Here is a 13,496-nt window from a genome sequence, read left to right as displayed (position 1 = left end):
ATGGCTTTTGCCTCATTAATTGAACGCCAGCGCATTCGCCTGCTGCTGGCGTTATTATTCGGTGCCTGCGGAACGCTGGCCTTCTCTCCTTACGACGTCTGGCCTACGGCGATTATTTCGCTGATGGGGCTTCAGGCGCTGACCTTTAACCGCCGTCCACTCCAGTCTGCCGCTATTGGCTTTTGCTGGGGATTTGGTCTCTTTGGCAGCGGTATTAACTGGGTCTATGTCAGCATCGCGACCTTTGGCGGGATGCCTGGCCCGGTTAACATCTTCCTGGTGGTGCTGCTGGCGGCGTATTTGTCGCTGTATACCGGACTGTTTGCTGGCGTGCTGTCGCGTCTGTGGCCAAAAACCACCTGGTTGCGCGTAGCCATTGCGGCTCCTGCCCTCTGGCAAGTGACTGAGTTTCTGCGCGGTTGGGTGCTGACTGGCTTCCCGTGGTTACAGTTCGGCTATAGCCAGATTGACGGCCCGTTAAAAGGGCTGGCACCGATAATGGGCGTGGAAGCCATTAACTTCCTGCTGATGATGGTAAGCGGCCTGCTGGCACTGGCGTTGGTCAAACGCAACTGGCGTCCGCTGGTGGTGGCCGTCGTGCTGTTCGCACTTCCCTTCCCGCTGCGTTACATCCTGTGGTTTACCCCGCAACCGGAGAAAACCATTCTGGTTTCGATGGTTCAGGGCGATATTCCGCAATCGCTGAAGTGGGATGAAAGCCAGCTTCTTAATACGCTGAAGATTTACTACAACGCAACGGCACCGCTGATGGGCAAATCATCGTTGATTATCTGGCCGGAGTCGGCGATAACCGATCTGGAAATTAATCAGCAACCGTTCCTCAAAGCACTGGACGGTGAGTTGCGCGATAAAGGTAGCTCGCTGGTAACCGGGATTGTTGACGCGCGTCTCAATAAACAGAACCGCTACGATACCTACAACACCATCATCACGCTGGGTAAAGGTGCACCGTACAGCTACGAATCAGCCGATCGATATAACAAAAACCATCTGGTGCCATTTGGCGAGTTTGTCCCGCTGGAGTCGATTCTGCGTCCGTTAGCGCCGTTCTTTGATCTGCCGATGTCCTCATTCAGCCGTGGACCATATATCCAGCCGCCGCTGTCGGTGAATGGTATTGAGCTTACTGCGGCTATTTGCTACGAGATCATTCTCGGCGAGCAAGTGCGTGATAACTTCCGCCCGGATACCGACTATCTGCTGACTATCTCCAACGATGCGTGGTTCGGCAAGTCTATTGGCCCGTGGCAGCACTTCCAGATGGCGCGAATGCGTGCGCTGGAGCTGGCGCGCCCGCTGCTGCGCAGCACCAACAACGGCATTACAGCGGTGATTGGCCCGCAGGGTGAGATTCAGGCGATGATCCCGCAGTTCACCCGCGAGGTGTTAACCACTCACGTGACGCCGACCACCGGACTCACACCTTACGCACGTACCGGCAACTGGCCGCTGTGGGTGCTGACGGCACTGTTTGGTTTTGCCGCTGTGTTGATGAGCCTGCGTCAGCGACGTAAATAACCCCTTCTTATCGTGCCGGAATACATCCCGTATTTCGGCACGCTCGCCGGATGCGGCATCAGTGCGTTATCCGGATAACAAAATTCCCCTATCCAACTTTGGCACATCTATTGCTTTGTTATACAAGGCAAACCCTGAACCGGCATTAGCGCAAGCCGGTTGCACCACAGCAATACAGCAATAGCACCAAAAAGGTGCATTTTAAGAATTTTGCTTCGGAATGGTGCGGTACATCTCGCAAAAACAAACAATAAAACAGCAATATCTTTACATTTAGCCAAACTAAATGTTACCTAACAAGCACAACACTGCACAATAAAGTTGCAGATGATAACAACACAAACACTCACAACGGGTATCCATGCGTTCTTAACGCAGGAGATAAAGGAGTTGGATATGCAATTACGTAAACCTGCCACAGCAATCCTGGCCCTGGCGCTTTCTGCTGGACTGGCACAGGCAGAAGACGCTGCCCCGGCAGCGGGCAGTACGCTGGACAAAATCGCCAAAAACGGCGTGATTGTCGTCGGTCACCGTGAATCTTCAGTACCTTTCTCTTATTACGACAATCAGCAAAAAGTGGTGGGTTACTCGCAGGATTACTCCAACGCCATTGTTGAAGCAGTGAAAAAGAAACTCAACAAACCGGACTTGCAGGTGAAACTGATTCCGATCACCTCACAAAACCGTATTCCGCTGCTGCAAAACGGCACTTTCGATTTTGAATGTGGTTCTACCACCAACAACCTCGAACGCCAGAAACAGGCGGCTTTCTCTGACACCATTTTCGTGGTCGGTACGCGCCTGCTGACCAAAAAAGGTGGCGATGTTAAAGATTTTGCCGATCTGAAAGATAAAGCCGTAGTCGTCACTTCCGGCACCACCTCTGAAGTTTTGCTCAACAAACTGAATGAAGAGCAAAAAATGAATATGCGCATCATCAGCGCCAAAGATCACGGTGACTCCTTCCGCACCCTGGAAAGTGGTCGCGCCGTTGCCTTTATGATGGATGATGCCCTGCTGGCCGGTGAGCGTGCGAAAGCGAAGAAACCAGACAACTGGGAAATCGTCGGCAAGCCGCAGTCTCAGGAAGCTTACGGTTGCATGTTGCGTAAAGATGATCCGCAGTTCAAAAAGCTGATGGATGACACCATCGCTCAGGTGCAGACCTCCGGTGAAGCGGAAAAATGGTTTGATAAGTGGTTCAAAAATCCAATTCCGCCAAAAAACCTGAACATGAATTTCGAACTGTCAGACGAAATGAAAGCACTGTTCAAAGAACCGAATGACAAGGCACTGAACTAATTACAAGAACCAGGGGCGGAAATTCCAGCCCTCTCGATTGTTACGTAGCACGGACAGACTATACGCCTGATGGTCGTTCCCCATCGAGCCTGAAAACCGCAATACGCTGGGTAACAATCTTCGAGGGTAGCAGTTAACGCTGCTACCCTCTTTTTTCTGGAGTAGATTTATGTCTATAGACTGGAACTGGGGTATTTTTTTACAACAAGCCCCGTTCGGCAACACCACCTATCTTGGCTGGATCTGGAGCGGCTTTCAGGTGACGATCGCTTTGTCGATCTGCGCCTGGATTATCGCTTTCCTCGTCGGCTCGTTATTCGGCATTTTGCGTACCGTTCCTAACCGTTTTCTCTCCGGTCTGGGTACGTTGTATGTCGAACTGTTCCGCAACGTGCCACTAATTGTGCAGTTCTTTACCTGGTATCTGGTGATCCCGGAGCTACTGCCGGAGAAGATCGGCATGTGGTTTAAGGCCGAGCTGGATCCCAATATTCAGTTTTTCCTTTCATCCATGCTCTGTCTGGGGCTGTTTACCGCCGCTCGTGTTTGCGAACAGGTGCGCGCCGCGATCCAGTCGCTGCCACGTGGGCAAAAAAATGCCGCGCTGGCGATGGGGTTGACGCTACCACAGGCTTATCGCTACGTGCTGTTGCCTAACGCTTATCGCGTTATCGTCCCGCCGATGACGTCCGAGATGATGAACCTGGTGAAAAACTCCGCCATCGCCTCGACCATCGGGCTGGTGGATATGGCGGCGCAGGCCGGTAAATTGCTCGATTACTCCGCCCACGCCTGGGAATCGTTTACCGCCATTACGCTGGCGTATGTATTGATTAACGCGGTTATCATGCTGGTGATGACGCTGGTTGAACGTAAAGTTCGCCTGCCCGGCAACATGGGAGGCAAGTAATGTACGAGTTTGACTGGAGTTCCATAGTTCCTTCCCTGCCGTATCTGCTGGACGGGCTGGTGATCACCCTGAAAATTACCATCACGGCAGTCGTGATTGGTATTTTATGGGGCACCATGCTGGCGGTGATGCGCCTGTCCAGCTTTGCGCCCGTGGCGTGGTTTGCCAAAGCCTACGTTAACGTGTTCCGTTCAATCCCATTAGTAATGGTTCTGCTATGGTTTTACCTGATCGTGCCGGGTTTTCTGCAAAACGTGCTGGGATTATCACCAAAAACAGATATCCGCTTAATTTCTGCCATGGTGGCGTTTTCGATGTTTGAAGCGGCCTACTATTCCGAGATTATCCGCGCCGGTATTCAAAGTATCTCCCGTGGGCAGTCGAGCGCCGCGCTGGCACTCGGCATGACCCACTGGCAGTCGATGAAACTGATTATTCTGCCGCAGGCATTCCGTGCAATGGTGCCGCTACTGCTCACTCAGGGCATCGTACTGTTTCAGGATACCTCGCTGGTGTATGTGTTATCTCTGGCCGATTTCTTCCGTACCGCCTCAACCATTGGTGAACGTGATGGTACGCAGGTTGAGATGATCCTGTTTGCCGGATTTGTTTATTTCGTTATTAGCCTTAGCGCATCGTTGTTGGTCAGCTACTTGAAAAGAAGGACAGCATAATGATTTCCCTGAAAAATGTTTCAAAATGGTATGGTCACTTTCAGGTGCTGACCGACTGCTCAACCGAAGTGAAAAAAGGCGAAGTTGTGGTGGTTTGCGGCCCGTCTGGTTCCGGCAAATCAACGCTGATTAAAACCGTCAACGGCCTCGAACCGGTGCAGCAAGGTGAAATCACCGTCGATGGCATCGTGGTTAACGATAAAAAAACCGACCTGGCGAAGCTGCGTTCCCGCGTCGGCATGGTGTTCCAGCACTTCGAGCTGTTCCCTCACCTGTCGATTATCGAAAACCTGACGCTGGCGCAGGTGAAAGTGCTTAAACGCGATAAAGCACCAGCTCGTGAAAAAGCACTCAAGCTGCTGGAGCGCGTGGGACTTTCCGCACATGCCAATAAATTTCCGGCACAGCTTTCCGGTGGTCAGCAGCAGCGTGTGGCGATCGCTCGCGCGCTGTGTATGGATCCTATTGCGATGCTGTTTGACGAACCGACATCGGCGCTGGATCCGGAGATGATCAACGAAGTGCTGGACGTAATGGTGGAACTGGCGAACGAAGGAATGACCATGATGGTGGTGACCCATGAAATGGGCTTTGCCCGCAAAGTGGCGAATCGGGTGATCTTTATGGACGAGGGAAAGATTGTCGAAGACTCGCCGAAAGACGCTTTCTTCGATGATCCGAAATCGGACCGCGCAAAAGACTTCCTCGCGAAAATCCTGCATTAATCACTCTGGCGCGCATAGCCAAGTGCGCGCCATCTCACGCTTTATCGTTTCGCCCCTCGTATCTGTTACATCCTGGCGTTACCCTTGTCGCAAAGAAGCACACAACAAGGAGCAACAATGGCACTGCCAATTCTGTTAGATTGCGACCCAGGTCATGATGACGCTATCGCAATAGTTCTCGCCCTCGCCTCACCTGAGCTTGATGTTAAAGCGATTACTTCTTCCGCCGGAAACCAGACACCAGAAAAAACCTTACGCAATGTTCTGCGTATGCTGACCTTGCTTAATCGCACCGATATTCCGGTAGCAGGCGGCGCGGTGAAACCGTTAATGCGTGAGTTGATTATCGCCGACAACGTGCACGGCGAAAGTGGACTGGACGGTCCGGCATTACCGGAACCCGCATTTGCGCCGCAAAATTGCACGGCGGTGGAGCTGATGGCGAAAACGCTGCACGAAAGTGCTGAACCCGTCACCATTGTCTCTACCGGACCGCAAACTAACGTCGCCTTGCTGCTCAATAGCCATCCGGAACTGCATAGTAAAATCGCCCGTATCGTGATTATGGGCGGTGCAATGGGACTCGGTAACTGGACGCCTGCGGCTGAATTTAATATTTACGTTGACCCGGAAGCGGCAGAAATTGTCTTCCAGTCAGGGATCCCGGTGGTGATGGCCGGTCTGGATGTTACTCACAAAGCACAAATCCACGTTGAGGACACCGAGCGTTTCCGCGCGATTGGCAACCCTGTTTCAACCATTGTTGCCGAACTGCTGGATTTCTTCCTCGAATATCATAAAGACGAAAAATGGGGCTTTGTCGGCGCACCACTGCATGACCCATGCACCATCGCCTGGCTACTGAAACCTGAACTGTTCACCACCGTTGAACGCTGGGTCGGCGTGGAAACACAGGGGAAATATACCCAGGGTATGACGGTGGTTGATTATTATTATCTGACTGGCAATAAACCGAATGCCACTGTAATGGTCGATGTTGATCGTCAGGGCTTTGTTGATTTACTGGCTGAACGGCTTAAATTTTACGCTTAATAACTCGCCGGATGGTATCACGTCATCCGGCACTACCATTACGGCTCGAACGGGCGTCTCTGGAACTGGTCATGACCACATTTCGGGCATAGCGTTAGGACTTCCGGCGTGTAGATCGGGAGATGGAAGTGACATTTCTCGCAGACCAGATTCCCCAGCCCTACCACTTCTCCGCTGTGATAAACCCCGTGATGGTTGAGATCCTGGAAAACTTCGCGCCATTCAAGCTGCGTTTTATCGGTGATGTCTGCCAGCTCCTGCCACAAGCTTTCTTTTATCACCCGCATAAAGACGCTGTCAGATTCTTCTTTCAGGCTCTCTTCATAGCTCATGGCGAACTCTTCCAGGTCACGTCTGACAGCTCGCGTCAACTCATCGACCTCGGTTCGCGTTAACTCCCCTGTTTTTATTACGCGCTCCCGCGCCTGTTCCACCAGTGCGTCGATATCACGTTCGCCATTACGCAGGCGTTCGCTCAGTGACGCGACCAGTTCACGGTAATATTGAGCAACCTTGTTCATCGTTTCATCTCCCGGGTCGTTAACTGACTATAATAATAGACGTTCTTTGTTCCTTGCTTTGCTAATACGCCCACAAACTCTGTAAATTAATGTATGAATAATCCGGGCATCATTTCAACGTCGAGTGCGCGAAAGGCTGTTTTGACGCGGACGTTTGGGCTATGCTATGCGGATCTGAAAAACCACCTCAACGCTACATTTGTAGCCGTATTGAAAACAGGACCACTGGCTGCCATGCAAGAGCAATACCGCCCGGAAGAGATAGAATCCAAAGTACAGCTTCACTGGGATGAGAAGCGCACATTTGAAGTAACCGAAGACGAGAGCAAAGAGAAGTATTACTGCCTGTCTATGCTTCCCTATCCTTCTGGTCGACTACACATGGGCCACGTACGTAACTACACCATCGGTGACGTGATCGCCCGCTACCAGCGTATGCTGGGCAAAAACGTCCTGCAGCCGATCGGCTGGGACGCGTTTGGTCTGCCTGCGGAAGGCGCAGCAGTGAAAAACAACACCGCGCCAGCACCGTGGACGTATGACAACATCGCGTATATGAAAAACCAGCTCAAAATGCTGGGCTTTGGTTATGACTGGAGCCGCGAGCTGGCAACCTGTACGCCGGAATACTACCGTTGGGAACAGAAATTCTTCACCGAGCTGTATAAAAAAGGCCTGGTATATAAGAAGACTTCTGCGGTCAACTGGTGTCCGAACGACCAGACCGTACTGGCGAACGAACAGGTTATCGACGGCTGCTGCTGGCGCTGCGATACCAAAGTTGAGCGTAAAGAGATCCCGCAGTGGTTTATCAAAATCACCGCTTACGCTGACGAACTGCTCAACGATCTGGATAAACTGGATCACTGGCCAGACACCGTTAAAACCATGCAGCGTAACTGGATCGGTCGTTCCGAAGGCGTGGAAATCACCTTCAACGTTAACGACTATGACAACACGCTGACCGTTTACACTACCCGCCCGGACACCTTTATGGGTTGTACTTATCTGGCGGTAGCGGCGGGTCATCCGCTGGCACAGAAAGCGGCAGAAAATAATCCTGAACTGGCGTCCTTTATCGACGAATGCCGTAACACCAAAGTTGCCGAAGCTGAAATGGCGACAATGGAGAAAAAAGGTGTCGATACCGGCTTTAAAGCGGTTCACCCATTAACGGGCGAAGAAATTCCGGTTTGGGCAGCAAACTTCGTATTGATGGAGTACGGCACTGGCGCAGTCATGGCGGTTCCGGGTCACGACCAGCGCGACTACGAGTTTGCCTCTAAATACGGCCTGAACATCAAACCGGTGATCCTGGCTGCTGACGGCTCTGAGCCAGATCTTTCTCAGCAAGCCCTGACTGAAAAAGGCGTGCTGTTCAACTCTGGTGAGTTCAACGGTCTTGACCATGAAGCGGCCTTTAACGCCATTGCCGACAAATTGACGGCAATGGGCGTTGGCGAGCGTAAAGTAAACTATCGCCTGCGCGACTGGGGTGTTTCCCGTCAGCGTTACTGGGGCGCACCGATTCCGATGGTGACGCTGGAGGACGGCACTGTGATGCCTACTCCGGACGACCAGTTGCCGGTGATCCTGCCGGAAGATGTGGTAATGGATGGTATTACCAGCCCGATCAAAGCAGATCCTGAGTGGGCGAAAACCACCGTTAACGGTATGCCGGCACTGCGTGAAACCGATACTTTCGACACCTTTATGGAGTCCTCCTGGTACTATGCGCGCTACACTTGCCCGGAGTACAAAGAGGGTATGCTGGATTCCAAAGCAGCTAACTACTGGCTGCCGGTAGATATCTACATTGGTGGTATCGAACACGCCATCATGCACCTGCTCTACTTCCGCTTCTTCCACAAACTGATGCGTGATGCAGGCATGGTGAACTCTGACGAGCCAGCGAAACAGCTGCTGTGTCAGGGTATGGTGCTGGCAGATGCCTTCTACTATGTAGGCGAAAACGGCGAACGTAACTGGGTTTCCCCGGTTGATGCTATCGTTGAGCGCGACGAGAAAGGCCGTATCGTGAAAGCGAAAGACGCGGCAGGCCATGAACTGGTGTATACCGGCATGAGCAAAATGTCCAAGTCGAAGAACAACGGTATCGACCCGCAGGTGATGGTTGAACGTTACGGCGCGGACACCGTTCGTCTGTTTATGATGTTCGCTTCTCCGGCGGATATGACTCTCGAATGGCAGGAGTCCGGCGTTGAAGGGGCTAACCGCTTCCTGAAACGTGTCTGGAAACTGGTGTACGAGCACACTGCGAAAGGTGATGTTGCGGCGCTGAACGTTGACGCACTGACTGAAGATCAGAAAGCTCTGCGTCGTGATGTTCATAAAACTATCGCTAAAGTGACCGATGATATCGGTCGTCGTCAGACCTTTAACACTGCAATTGCGGCGATAATGGAGCTGATGAATAAACTGGCAAAAGCACCGACCGATGGTGAGCAGGATCGCGCGCTGATGCAGGAAGCCCTGCTGGCCGTTGTTCGTATGCTTAACCCGTTCACGCCGCACATCTGCTTCACGCTGTGGCAGGAACTGAAAGGTGAAGGTGATATCGACAACGCGCCGTGGCCGGTTGCAGACGAGAAAGCGATGGTGGAAGATTCCACTCTGGTGGTGGTGCAGGTTAACGGTAAAGTCCGTGCCAAAATCACCGTTCCGGTAGATGCAACGGAAGAACAGGTTCGCGAACGTGCTGGCCAGGAACATCTGGTAGCAAAATATCTTGATGGCGTTACCGTGCGTAAAGTGATTTACGTACCGGGTAAACTCCTCAATCTGGTCGTTGGCTAAGCGCGGGAGGAAGCGTGCGATATCTGGCAACATTGTTGTTATCTCTGGCGGTGTTAATCACCGCCGGGTGTGGCTGGCATCTGCGTGATACCACGCAGGTTCCTTCCACTATGAAGGTCATGATCCTGGACTCTGGCGACCCGAACGGGCCGTTAAGCCGTGCGGTGCGTAATCAGTTGCGTCTGAACGGTGTTGAGTTGCTTGATAAAGAAACCACGCGTAAGGATGTTCCATCCCTGCGTTTGGGTGCTGTATCAATCTCCCAGGATACCGCTTCAGTTTTCCGTAATGGTCAAACCGCTGAATATCAAATGGTGATGACTGTCAGCGCGTCAGTATTGATCCCTGGCCGTGACATCTACCCGATTAGCGCCAAAGTCTTCCGTTCGTTCTTCGATAACCCGCAAATGGCGTTAGCGAAAGATAATGAGCAAAGCATGATCATTCAAGAGATGTACGACCGTGCTGCCGAACAGCTGATACGTAAGCTGCCAAGCATCCGCGCTGCGGATATCCGTTCCGACGAAGATACGTCGAAAACAACGGATACTGCAGCAACGCCTGCACGCGTCTCTACTACGCTGGGTAACTGATGATTCGGTTGTACCCGGAACAACTCCGCGCGCAGCTCAATGAAGGGCTGCGCGCGGCGTATCTTTTGCTTGGTAACGATCCTCTGTTGTTGCAGGAAAGCCAGGACGCTGTTCGTCAGGTAGCTGCAGCACAAGGATTTGCAGAACACCACACTTTTTCCATTGATCCCAACACCGACTGGAATGCGATATTTTCGCTATGCCAGGCCATGAGCCTGTTCGCCAGTCGACAAACGCTATTGCTGCTGTTACCAGAAAACGGACCAAATGCGGCGATCAATGACCAACTTCTGACACTGACCGGACTGCTGCATGACGATTTGCTGCTGATCGTGCGCGGCAATAAATTAAGCAAAGCGCAGGAAAATGCTGCCTGGTTTACTGCTCTTGCTAATCGAAGCGTGCAGGTAACCTGTCAGACACCGGAGCAGGCTCAGCTTCCTCGCTGGGTTGCTGCGCGTGCAAAACAGCTCAACTTAGAACTGGATGACGCTGCAAATCAGATGCTCTGCTATTGTTATGAAGGTAACCTGCTGGCGCTGGCACAGGCGCTGGAGCGTTTATCGCTTCTCTGGCCGGACGGCAAACTGACATTACCGCGCGTTGAGCAGGCAGTGAATGATGCCGCGCATTTCACCCCTTTTCATTGGGTCGATGCTTTGTTGATGGGCAAAAGCAAGCGCGCATTGCACATTCTTCAGCAACTGCGTCTGGAAGGCAGCGAGCCGGTTATTTTGTTGCGCACATTACAACGTGAACTGTTGTTACTGGTTAATTTGAAACGTCAGTCTGCCCATATGCCGTTACGCGCGTTGTTTGATAAGCATCGCGTTTGGCAGAACCGGCGGGGCATGATGGGCGAGGCATTAAATCGCTTAAGCCAGCCGCAGTTACGTCAGGCCGTGCAACTTCTCACACGAACGGAACTCACCCTCAAACAAGATTACGGCCAGTCGGTTTGGGCAGATCTGGAGGGATTATCTCTTCTGTTGTGCCATAAACCACTGGCAGACGTATTTATCGATGGTTGATATGAAATCTTTACAGGCTCTGTTTGGCGGCACCTTCGATCCGGTGCACTATGGTCATCTTAAACCCGTGGAAACGCTGGCGAATCTGATTGGTCTGACGCAAGTGACTATCATCCCTAACAATGTTCCTCCGCATCGTCCACAGCCGGAAGCAAACAGCGCGCAGCGAAAACACATGCTTGAACTGGCTATTGCCGACAAACCACTGTTTACCCTTGATGAACGTGAGTTAAAGCGCAATGCCCCCTCTTACACTGCGCAAACACTCAAAGAGTGGCGACAGGAACAAGGTGACGATGTGCCACTGGCGTTTATTATTGGTCAGGATTCACTGCTGACTTTTCCCACCTGGTACGAATACGAAACAATTCTCGACAATGCGCATTTAATTGTCTGTCGGCGTCCCGGTTACCCGCTTGAAATGGCGCAACCACAATACCAGCAGTGGCTGGAAGATCATTTGACGCATAATCCAGAAGATCTGCACCTTCAGTCTGCCGGTAAAATTTACCTCGCTGAAACGCCGTGGTTTAACATCTCGGCGACCATCATCCGCGAACGCTTGCAAAACGGCGAATCATGTGAAGATTTGTTACCGGAATCGGTATTGACCTACATTAACCAACAAGGCTTGTATCGCTGATACCTGTCATCACGGAGGGAATGATGCGACTGTGGTTAATTCGTCACGGCGAAACGCAGGCAAATGTCGATGGATTGTACAGCGGTCATGCGCCGACGCCACTGACTGCACGCGGTATCGAGCAAGCTCAAAGCCTGAATACCCTGTTGCGTGATGTTCCCTTCGATATGGTTTTATGTAGTGAGCTGGAACGCGCGCAGCATACCGCGCGGCTGGTTCTCAGTGACCGCCAGCTCCCTGTACAAACCGTCCCTGAGCTTAATGAAATGTTTTTTGGTGACTGGGAGATGCGGCATCATCGCGATTTGATGCAAGAAGATGCCGAAAACTATAGCGCATGGTGCAATGACTGGCAGTATGCCGTCCCAACTAACGGCGAAGGTTTTCAGGCGTTTTCGCAACGGGTAGAAAGGTTTATTGCCGGATTTGTTGAATATCAGCACCACAAAAATATATTAGTCATCAGCCATCAGGGCGTGTTGAGTCTGTTAATTGCACGCTTACTTGGTATGCCAGCCGGGGCGATGTGGCATTTTCGTGTAGACCAGGGCTGCTGGAGCGCCATTGAAATCAATGACGCATTCGCAACTCTACGTGTCCTCAGTAGCCGTGCTATATGGCACAGGGATGCATGACTTTTCTGTTTTTTTGCATGTAAGGTGCAGCGCCCATTGACAGCCCCGGACAGGCTGATATTCTCCGCAGCCGGACTTTTTCCGCTAAACACGACTTTGTAGAAATTGTTTTACAAAAATGGCGATGCAATCTGCGGCGCAGGGTGGGATGATAGCCCACTTTCGAAAGCCGATTCGGCGACAATTGTCCCGAAATCGCCTCTGGTTCAGGTATACTGGCAGACCGTTTTTTATCTTTTTAATTCACCCAGGGGGAAAACTTGCAGGGTAAAGCACTCCAGGATTTTGTTATCGACAAAATTGATGACCTCAAAGGTCAGGACATCATCGCCTTAGACGTTCAGGGCAAATCCAGCATCACCGACTGCATGATCATCTGTACGGGTACGTCCAGCCGTCATGTTATGTCCATTGCTGACCACGTTGTGCAGGAGTCTCGTGCTGCTGGTCTATTGCCGCTCGGCGTAGAAGGTGAAAACAGCGCCGACTGGATTGTCGTTGATTTGGGCGAAGTTATTGTCCATGTCATGCAGGAAGAGAGCCGTCGCCTGTATGAACTGGAAAAACTCTGGAGTTAATGTGTGAAGCTGCAACTTGTGGCCGTGGGAACGAAAATGCCGGACTGGGTACAAACCGGTTTTACCGAGTACCTGCGTCGTTTTCCGAAAGATATGCCTTTTGAGCTGATTGAAATTCCGGCCGGGAAACGCGGCAAGAACGCGGACATCAAGCGCATACTCGACAAAGAGGGTGAGCAGATGCTGGCAGCCGCAGGCAAAAACCGCATTGTCACCCTCGACATTCCAGGCAAGCCCTGGGACACACCGCAGTTAGCCGCTGAACTGGAACGATGGAAGCTTGATGGCCGCGACGTCAGCCTGCTTATTGGCGGGCCTGAAGGGTTATCACCTGCCTGTAAAGCAGCGGCAGAACAAAGCTGGTCGCTTTCCGCGCTGACCCTCCCCCATCCGCTGGTTCGCGTACTGGTCGCAGAGAGTCTGTACCGGGCGTGGAGCATTACCACCAACCATCCTTATCACCGTGAGTGAT

General features: G+C 52.0%; 14 protein-coding genes. 13 read left to right on the top strand and 1 reads right to left on the bottom strand.

Annotated elements, in window-relative coordinates; genetic code table 11:
* The 6 genes from lnt (at window position 1) to rihA (ending at window position 6,206) form a co-directional block, all read left to right on the top strand.
* Complete coding sequence (lnt, locus tag FC814_RS09590; RefSeq protein ID WP_137325869.1) at window positions 1-1,539, top strand: apolipoprotein N-acyltransferase; 1,539 nt, start codon at window positions 1-3, stop codon at window positions 1,537-1,539.
* A 396-nt stretch (window positions 1,540-1,935) separates the two neighbouring features.
* Window positions 1,936-2,844, top strand: a complete 909-nt coding sequence (gene gltI, locus FC814_RS09585) for a glutamate/aspartate ABC transporter substrate-binding protein GltI (protein WP_016159089.1) — start codon at window positions 1,936-1,938, stop codon at window positions 2,842-2,844.
* A 169-nt stretch (window positions 2,845-3,013) separates the two neighbouring features.
* Window positions 3,014-3,754: a glutamate/aspartate ABC transporter permease GltJ gene (gene gltJ, locus FC814_RS09580; protein ID WP_000020950.1), complete on the top strand. Its 741-nt coding sequence runs from the start codon at window positions 3,014-3,016 to the stop codon at window positions 3,752-3,754.
* Entirely contained in the window at window positions 3,754-4,428 is a 675-nt protein-coding gene (gltK, locus tag FC814_RS09575; protein ID WP_000272809.1) for a glutamate/aspartate ABC transporter permease GltK, read from the top strand. Before gltJ ends, gltK begins: the two co-directional genes overlap by 1 nt.
* Entirely contained in the window at window positions 4,428-5,153 is a 726-nt protein-coding gene (gltL, locus tag FC814_RS09570) for a glutamate/aspartate ABC transporter ATP-binding protein GltL (protein WP_000624497.1), read from the top strand. The genes gltK and gltL overlap by 1 nt, the downstream gene beginning before the upstream one ends.
* Window positions 5,154-5,270: 117 nt before the next feature.
* A complete protein-coding gene (gene rihA, locus FC814_RS09565) occupies window positions 5,271-6,206 on the top strand; it encodes a pyrimidine-specific ribonucleoside hydrolase RihA (RefSeq protein WP_105289822.1) in 936 nt (311 codons plus the stop codon).
* A gap of 38 nt (window positions 6,207-6,244) precedes the next feature.
* Here rihA and FC814_RS09560 read toward each other — a convergent pair whose 3' ends face one another.
* The gene (locus tag FC814_RS09560) at window positions 6,245-6,727 is read right to left on the bottom strand and encodes a zinc ribbon-containing protein (RefSeq protein ID WP_001044880.1); all 483 of its coding nucleotides are present in this window, start codon (window positions 6,725-6,727) and stop codon (window positions 6,245-6,247) included.
* A 234-nt stretch (window positions 6,728-6,961) separates the two neighbouring features.
* On the opposite strand from FC814_RS09560, the gene leuS reads away from it, so the two are divergent.
* The 7 genes from leuS to rlmH all read left to right on the top strand — a co-directional run bounded on the left by leuS (window position 6,962) and on the right by rlmH (window position 13,495).
* Window positions 6,962-9,544, top strand: a complete 2,583-nt coding sequence (leuS, locus tag FC814_RS09555; protein WP_010346551.1) for a leucine--tRNA ligase — start codon at window positions 6,962-6,964, stop codon at window positions 9,542-9,544.
* A 14-nt stretch (window positions 9,545-9,558) separates the two neighbouring features.
* On the top strand, window positions 9,559-10,137 hold the full coding sequence (gene lptE, locus FC814_RS09550) for an LPS assembly lipoprotein LptE (protein ID WP_001269667.1): 579 nt from the start codon (window positions 9,559-9,561) through the stop codon (window positions 10,135-10,137).
* The gene (holA, locus tag FC814_RS09545; RefSeq protein ID WP_000620515.1) at window positions 10,137-11,168 is read left to right on the top strand and encodes a DNA polymerase III subunit delta; all 1,032 of its coding nucleotides are present in this window, start codon (window positions 10,137-10,139) and stop codon (window positions 11,166-11,168) included. Before lptE ends, holA begins: the two co-directional genes overlap by 1 nt.
* 1 nt (window position 11,169) lies before the next feature.
* Window positions 11,170-11,811, top strand: a complete 642-nt coding sequence (nadD, locus tag FC814_RS09540; RefSeq protein WP_024165169.1) for a nicotinate-nucleotide adenylyltransferase — start codon at window positions 11,170-11,172, stop codon at window positions 11,809-11,811.
* 23 nt (window positions 11,812-11,834) lie between these two features.
* Window positions 11,835-12,446, top strand: coding sequence for an adenosylcobalamin/alpha-ribazole phosphatase (locus tag FC814_RS09535; protein ID WP_137325873.1), 612 nt, complete (start codon window positions 11,835-11,837; stop codon window positions 12,444-12,446).
* Between the two features lie 260 nt (window positions 12,447-12,706).
* Window positions 12,707-13,024, top strand: a complete 318-nt coding sequence (gene rsfS, locus FC814_RS09525) for a ribosome silencing factor (RefSeq protein WP_001161665.1) — start codon at window positions 12,707-12,709, stop codon at window positions 13,022-13,024.
* 3 nt (window positions 13,025-13,027) lie between these two features.
* Window positions 13,028-13,495 carry a 23S rRNA (pseudouridine(1915)-N(3))-methyltransferase RlmH gene (rlmH, locus tag FC814_RS09520; RefSeq protein ID WP_000776104.1) on the top strand — a complete coding sequence of 156 codons (468 nt, stop codon included), beginning with the start codon at window positions 13,028-13,030 and terminating at the stop codon, window positions 13,493-13,495.
* Window position 13,496 lies beyond the last annotated feature (1 nt).

It is taken from the genome of Escherichia sp. MR, from assembly GCF_005280595.1.
GTDB classification, from domain to species: domain Bacteria; phylum Pseudomonadota; class Gammaproteobacteria; order Enterobacterales; family Enterobacteriaceae; genus Escherichia; species Escherichia ruysiae.
Note: the sequence above shows the minus strand (reverse complement) of the source record. Positions and strands in the feature narration are given on the sequence as shown.

Excerpts from the sequence above, each read along its gene's own strand:
- lnt (WP_137325869.1), top strand. The coding sequence starts at position 1 with ATGGCTTTTGCCTCATTAATTGAACGCCAGCGCATTCGCCTGCTGCTG.
- gltI (WP_016159089.1), top strand. The coding sequence starts at position 1,936 with ATGCAATTACGTAAACCTGCCACAGCAATCCTGGCCCTGGCGCTTTCT.
- gltJ (WP_000020950.1), top strand. The coding sequence starts at position 3,014 with ATGTCTATAGACTGGAACTGGGGTATTTTTTTACAACAAGCCCCGTTC.
- gltK (WP_000272809.1), top strand. The coding sequence starts at position 3,754 with ATGTACGAGTTTGACTGGAGTTCCATAGTTCCTTCCCTGCCGTATCTG.
- gltL (WP_000624497.1), top strand. The coding sequence starts at position 4,428 with ATGATTTCCCTGAAAAATGTTTCAAAATGGTATGGTCACTTTCAGGTG.
- rihA (WP_105289822.1), top strand. The coding sequence starts at position 5,271 with ATGGCACTGCCAATTCTGTTAGATTGCGACCCAGGTCATGATGACGCT.
- FC814_RS09560 (WP_001044880.1), bottom strand. The coding sequence starts at position 6,727 with ATGAACAAGGTTGCTCAATATTACCGTGAACTGGTCGCGTCACTGAGC.
- leuS (WP_010346551.1), top strand. The coding sequence starts at position 6,962 with ATGCAAGAGCAATACCGCCCGGAAGAGATAGAATCCAAAGTACAGCTT.
- holA (WP_000620515.1), top strand. The coding sequence starts at position 10,137 with ATGATTCGGTTGTACCCGGAACAACTCCGCGCGCAGCTCAATGAAGGG.
- nadD (WP_024165169.1), top strand. The coding sequence starts at position 11,170 with ATGAAATCTTTACAGGCTCTGTTTGGCGGCACCTTCGATCCGGTGCAC.
- FC814_RS09535 (WP_137325873.1), top strand. The coding sequence starts at position 11,835 with ATGCGACTGTGGTTAATTCGTCACGGCGAAACGCAGGCAAATGTCGAT.